Here is a 5444-nt window from a genome sequence, read left to right as displayed (position 1 = left end):
CGATGTGGTCGGGGTGCATGTGCGTGACGATCACCCGCAACACCGGTAGGCCTTGCAGCGCGGTGGCAAACACCTGCTCCCACGCCGCACGGGTGCCGGGGCTGTCGATGCCGCAGTCGACGATGGTCCAGCCCTCGCGCCCGTCCTGCCGGTCGCGCAGCAGCCACAGGTTGATGTGGTCCAGCGCAAACGGCAGCGGCATCCGCAGCCAGTGCACCCCCGGCGCCACTTCCAGCGTGCCGCCGGAAGCGGGCAAGGTGTCGCCCAGGGGATAGACAAGCTGCTCTTCGTCGGCGTTTGCCATGGTGATGGTGCGGGCCCGGCCGCAGTACATTACGTTTACGTCAACGTCAGTGTAGACATGCCCGCCGCGCCCCGCCCCGCCCAGGAAGGCAAGACCTTCAGCATTACCGAGCTTTCGCAGGAGTTCGAGGTCACGCCGCGCGCCATCCGCTTCTATGAAGACATGGGGCTGCTGGCGCCCGAGCGTCGCGGCATGAACCGCGTGTACAACCACCGCGACCGCACGCGGCTCAAGCTCACCTTGCGCGGCAAGCGCCTGGGCCTGAGCCTGTCCGAGGTCAAGCAACTGGTGGACATGTACGAGTCGCCGTCCGACACCGCGCAGCAGCTGGAGGCGTTTCTGGCCATGCTGCAATCGCACCGGCAACAGCTCGAGCGCAAGCTGAAGGACCTGCAGCTCACGCTGGCCGAGATCGGCCAGCATGAAGCACGCTGCCGCCGCATGCTGGCCGATGCGCGACGGGCCGAGCCGCCCGCGCCACCGAAGCGCGCCGTGGCGGCCCGCCGCACCCGCACCCAGAAGGAGGCTTCATGACCCCCGGAACGCCGCTGCCCACGCTGGTGGGCCAGCGCTGCACCCTGCGCGAGCTCACGCCCGCCGATGCACCCAGCCTGCAACGCAATGCCGACGACGTGGAGGTGTGGCGCAACCTGTTCGAAGGTTTTCCGCACCCCTACACGCTGGCCGATGCCATCGCCTGGTGCGACGGCGGCGCCCGAGAATCGCACTACGGCCATGTGTGGGGCATCGCCGTGCGCGGCGAGGTGATCGGCTGCGCCAACGTGGCGCCGCAGCAGGGCCCGCTGCGCTGCAATGCCGAGGTCGGCTACTGGATCGGCCAGCCCCACTGGCGGCACGGCATCGCCACCGAGGCGCTGGGCCTGATCACCGACTGGGCCTGGCAGGCGCTGCCCGAGGTCACGCGCCTGTTTGCGCCCATCTTCGCGTGGAACACCGGCTCGCAGGCGGTGGCCCGCAAGTGCGGCTACATCAAGGAAGCCGACATGCCGCGCAGCGCCTTCAAGGACGGCCGCGTGATCGACCGCGTGCAGTTCGCCATCTACCGGCCTTGACGCCCGAACCCTTCCATCCCACTTCCAACAAGGCCTGATCGATGAGCCAAGACTCCCTCGACGACCTGCTCGACAAGAACCGACGATGGGCGGCCAAGGTCGAGCAGCACCAGCCCGGTTTCTTCAGCAGTCTGCTCAAGCAGCAGGAGCCGCAATACCTGTGGATCGGCTGCGCCGACAGCCGCGTGCCCGCCAACGAACTGGTGGGCCTGGCGCCCGGTGAGCTGTTCGTGCACCGCAACGTGGCCAACGTGGTGGCGCACTCCGACCTCAACTGCCTGTCGGTGGTGCAGTTCGCGGTCGACCAGCTCAAGGTGCAGCACATCATGATCGTCGGCCACAGCAACTGCGGTGGTGTGCGCGCGGCGCTGTACAACCAGCGCGTGGGCCTGGTCGACAACTGGCTGCGCCATGTGCAGGACGTGCGCAGCCGCCACCAGGCCTTCCTCGACAGCGTGCCCGAGCCGCGCCGCGTGGACGCGCTGTGCGAACTCAACGTGCTCGAGCAGGCCCGCAACGTGTGCGAGACCACCGTGGTGCAGGACGCCTGGCAGCGTGGCCAGACCGTGGTGATCCACGGCTGGTTCTACGGCCTGCACAACGGCCTGCTTCAAGACCTGCGCATGACGGTCGGCAACTCCGACGACGTCAACACCGCTTACGAAACCAGCCTTGCAGCAGTACAGCAGCGCTACACCCCTGCCACCTGACCTTCTGCTTCGCCCGCCCATGTTTCCGCACCAGCTCACCGACGGCCGTGCCTTCCACATCGCCCAGGCCCTGCGCGATGGCTTCAACCGCCACTACACGCTGTTCAGGCAGACCAGCGCCGAGGCCAAGCAGCGCTTCGAGCAGGCCGACTGGCAAGGCCAGCAGCGCGCCCAGCGAGAGCGGATCGAGTTCTACGACCTGCGGGTGGACGAGGCGGTGCAGCGGCTGCTCAACGAGTTCGATGCCAACGACCTGCCGATGGACGTGTGGCAGCAGGTCAAGCTGCACTTCATCGGCCTGTTGACCGACCACCACCAGCCCGAGCTGGCCGAGACCTTCTTCAACTCGGTCACCACCCGGGTGCTGCACCACAGCTACTTCCTCAACGACTTCATCTTCGTGCGCCCGGCGCTGAGCACCGAGTACATCGAGAACGATGAGCCGGCCGCCACGCCCACCTACCGCGCCTACTACCCCACGCGCGACACGCTGCACGAAACGATGGTGCGCGTGGTGCACAACTTCCAGCTGCAGCGCCCGTTCGAAGACCTGGAGCGCGACATCGCCCGCGTGCTGGAAGTGCTGGAGCCCGAGATGGGCATGAACCGGTTGCGCGCCAATTTCCAGATCCAGGTGCTGGCCTCGCTCTTCTATCGCAACAAGGGCGCCTACCTGGTGGGCAAGGTGATCAACGGCTTTCGCGAGCTGGGCTTTGCGCTGCCCATCCTGCACAACGACGACGGCCTGCTGGTGATCGACACCGCACTGCACGGCGAAGACGACCTGCAGATGCTGTTCAGCTTTGCGCGCGCCTACTTCATGGTGGACATGGAGATACCCAGCGCCTACGTGCAGTTCCTGCGCTCGCTGATGCCGCGCAAGCCGCGGGCCGAGATCTACAGCGCGCTGGGTCTGCAAAAGCACGGTAAGAACCTGTTCTACCGCGACTTCCTCTATCACCAGCGGCACAGCAGCGACCGCTTCCGCATCGCGCCCGGCATCAAGGGCATGGTGATGCTGGTGTTCGACCTGCCCTCGTTCCCCTACGTGTTCAAGTGCATCAAGGACTTCTACCCGCCGCAGAAGGAAACCACGCGGGAGCAGATCCAGGGCAAGTACCAGCTGGTGAAGACCCACGACCGCGTGGGCCGCATGGCCGACACGCTGGAGTACAGCAACGTGGCCTTTCCGCGCGCGCGCTTTGAAGAAGAGCTGATCGCCGAGCTGAAGCATTTCTGCCCCAGCCTGATCGAAGAAGACGGCGACTGGCTGGTCATCCGCCACGTGTACATCGAGCGGCGCATGATTCCGCTCAACATCTTTCTGCAGGAAGCCACGCCCGGCCAGATCGAGCATGCGGTGCTGGAGTACGGCAACGCCATCAAGGACCTGGTGGCGGCCAACATCTTCCCGGGCGACATGCTGTGGAAGAACTTCGGCGTCACGCGCCACGGCAAGGTGGTGTTCTACGACTACGACGAGATCGAGTACCTGACCGACTGCAACTTCCGCCGCGTGCCGCCGCCGCGCAACGAAGAAGACGAGATGTCGGGCGAGATCTGGTATTCGGTCGGCCCCCGCGACGTGTTCCCCGAGACCTTCGAGCCCTTCCTGCTGGGCAACCCCGCGGTGCGCAAGGTGTTCATGGCGCACCACGCCGACCTGCTCGACCCCGCGTTCTGGCAGGGCCACAAGGAGCGCATTGCCGCCGGCCATGTGCACGACGTGTTCCCTTATGAGCCTGAGCGCCGCTTCCACCTCCGTCACGCTGTTTGAAAGGACGAAACCATGAGCGCACCTGAATCCATCGTCATCGTGTCCGCGGCCCGCACGCCCATCGGCGGCCTGCTGGGCGACTTTGCCGCGCTGCCCGCGTGGGAGCTGGGCGCCGTGGCCATCCGCGCCGCGGTGGAGCGTGCCGGCGTGCCCGGCGACGCGGTGGACGAAGTGCTGTTCGGCAACTGCCTGATGGCCGGCCAGGGCCAGGCGCCCGCTCGCCAGGCCGCCCGCAAGGCCGGCCTGCCCGATTCGGCCGGCGCGGTGACGCTGAGCAAGATGTGCGGCTCGGGCATGCGGGCCATGATGTTCGGCCACGACATGCTGGCCGCCGGCAGTGCCGGCGTGGTGGTGGCCGGCGGCATGGAAAGCATGACCAACGCACCGCACCTGATGTTCGCGCGCAAGGGCATCAAGTACGGCGCCTCGGCGGTGTACGACCACATGGCCATGGACGGTCTGGAAGACGCGTATGAACGCGGCAAGGCCATGGGCGTGTTCGCCGAGTCGTGCGCGGCCAAGTACCAGTTCACGCGCGAGGCGATGGACCAGTTCGCCATCACCTCCACCCAGCGCGCGAAGCAGGCCAACGAAGACGGCAGCTTCGATTGGGAAATGGCGCCCGTCACCTTGCCCGGCAAGGCCGGCGACGTGCAGATCAGCCGCGACGAGCAGCCCTTCAAGGCCAAGCTGGACAAGATCCCGGGCCTGAAGCCGGCGTTCAAGAAGGACGGCACCATCACCGCCGCCACCTCGTCCAGCATCTCCGACGGCGCTGCCGCGCTGGTGATGATGCGCGAGAGCGATGCGGTGCGCCGCGGCGCCCGGCCCATTGCCCGCATCGTGGCGCACAGCGTGCACGCGCAGGCGCCCGAGTGGTTTGCCACCGCGCCGGCCGGCGCCATCGACAAGGTGCTGAAGAAGGCCGGCTGGCAGCCTGGCCAGGTCGACCTGTGGGAAGTGAACGAGGCCTTTGCCGCCGTCACCATGGCGGCCATGGCCGAGTTCAAGCTGCCCCACGACATCGTCAACGTGCATGGCGGCGCGGTGGCGCTGGGCCACCCCATCGGCGCCTCGGGCGCTCGCATCGTCGTCACGCTGCTGGGCGCGATGAAAAAGCGCAACGCCCAGCGCGGCGTGGCTTCGCTGTGCATCGGTGGCGGCGAGGCCACCGCCATGGCGCTGGAACTGCTGTGACCGGGGCCGCACGATGAAAGTCCTGGTGATCGGCGCCAGCCGCGGGCTGGGGCAAGAACTGGTGCGGCAATGCCTGGCCGACCGCGCCCAGGTCACGGCCACCGCGCGCGGTGCCGAGGGCGTGGCCGCGCTGCAGGCCATGGGCGCCGAGGCCTTTGCGCTGGACGTCAGCGATGCGGCCAGCGCCTCGGGCATCGCCTGGCGCTGCGACAACGCGGGCTTCGACCAGGTGTGGCTGATGGCCGGCGTGTACGGCCCGCGCACCCAGGCGCTGCAAACGCCCACCGAAGCCGACTTCGACGCGGTGATGCACACCAACGTACTGGGCGCCATGCGGGTGCTGCCGCAGCTGGCCGATGCGTTGGCGCCCGGCGCCAAGGTGG

The 5444-nt window shown here is 67.4% G+C and carries 7 protein-coding genes; 6 read left to right on the top strand and 1 reads right to left on the bottom strand.

The window, feature by feature from the left end:
* A partial coding sequence (locus ABNT58_RS11260) for an MBL fold metallo-hydrolase (protein WP_348753569.1) occupies positions 1-304 on the bottom strand: 304 nt, incomplete at its 3' end.
* Positions 305-361: 57 nt separating this feature from the next.
* Between ABNT58_RS11260 and ABNT58_RS11255 the strand changes: the two genes are divergently transcribed.
* The 6 genes from ABNT58_RS11255 to ABNT58_RS11230 form a co-directional block, all read left to right on the top strand.
* A complete protein-coding gene (locus ABNT58_RS11255) occupies positions 362-838 on the top strand; it encodes a MerR family DNA-binding transcriptional regulator (protein WP_348753568.1) in 477 nt (158 codons plus the stop codon).
* Positions 835-1377, top strand: a complete 543-nt coding sequence (locus tag ABNT58_RS11250) for a GNAT family N-acetyltransferase (protein ID WP_348753567.1) — start codon at positions 835-837, stop codon at positions 1375-1377. The genes ABNT58_RS11255 and ABNT58_RS11250 overlap by 4 nt, the downstream gene beginning before the upstream one ends.
* 41 nt (positions 1378-1418) lie before the next feature.
* On the top strand, positions 1419-2087 hold the full coding sequence (gene can / locus ABNT58_RS11245; protein ID WP_348753566.1) for a carbonate dehydratase: 669 nt from the start codon (positions 1419-1421) through the stop codon (positions 2085-2087).
* A 19-nt stretch (positions 2088-2106) separates the two neighbouring features.
* Entirely contained in the window at positions 2107-3864 is a 1758-nt protein-coding gene (aceK, locus tag ABNT58_RS11240; RefSeq protein WP_348753565.1) for a bifunctional isocitrate dehydrogenase kinase/phosphatase, read from the top strand.
* Between the two features lie 12 nt (positions 3865-3876).
* Positions 3877-5061 (top strand): acetyl-CoA C-acyltransferase, encoded by a 1185-nt coding sequence (locus tag ABNT58_RS11235; RefSeq protein ID WP_348753564.1) that lies wholly within the window; start codon positions 3877-3879, stop codon positions 5059-5061.
* Between the two features lie 13 nt (positions 5062-5074).
* Positions 5075-5444, top strand: a 370-nt coding sequence (locus ABNT58_RS11230) for an SDR family NAD(P)-dependent oxidoreductase (protein ID WP_348753563.1), incomplete at its 3' end; no start/stop codon positions are given.

It is taken from the genome of uncultured Aquincola sp. (genome assembly GCF_964001545.1).
Classification (GTDB): Bacteria; Pseudomonadota; Gammaproteobacteria; order Burkholderiales; family Burkholderiaceae_C; genus Aquincola.
Note: the sequence above shows the minus strand (reverse complement) of the source record. Positions and strands in the feature narration are given on the sequence as shown.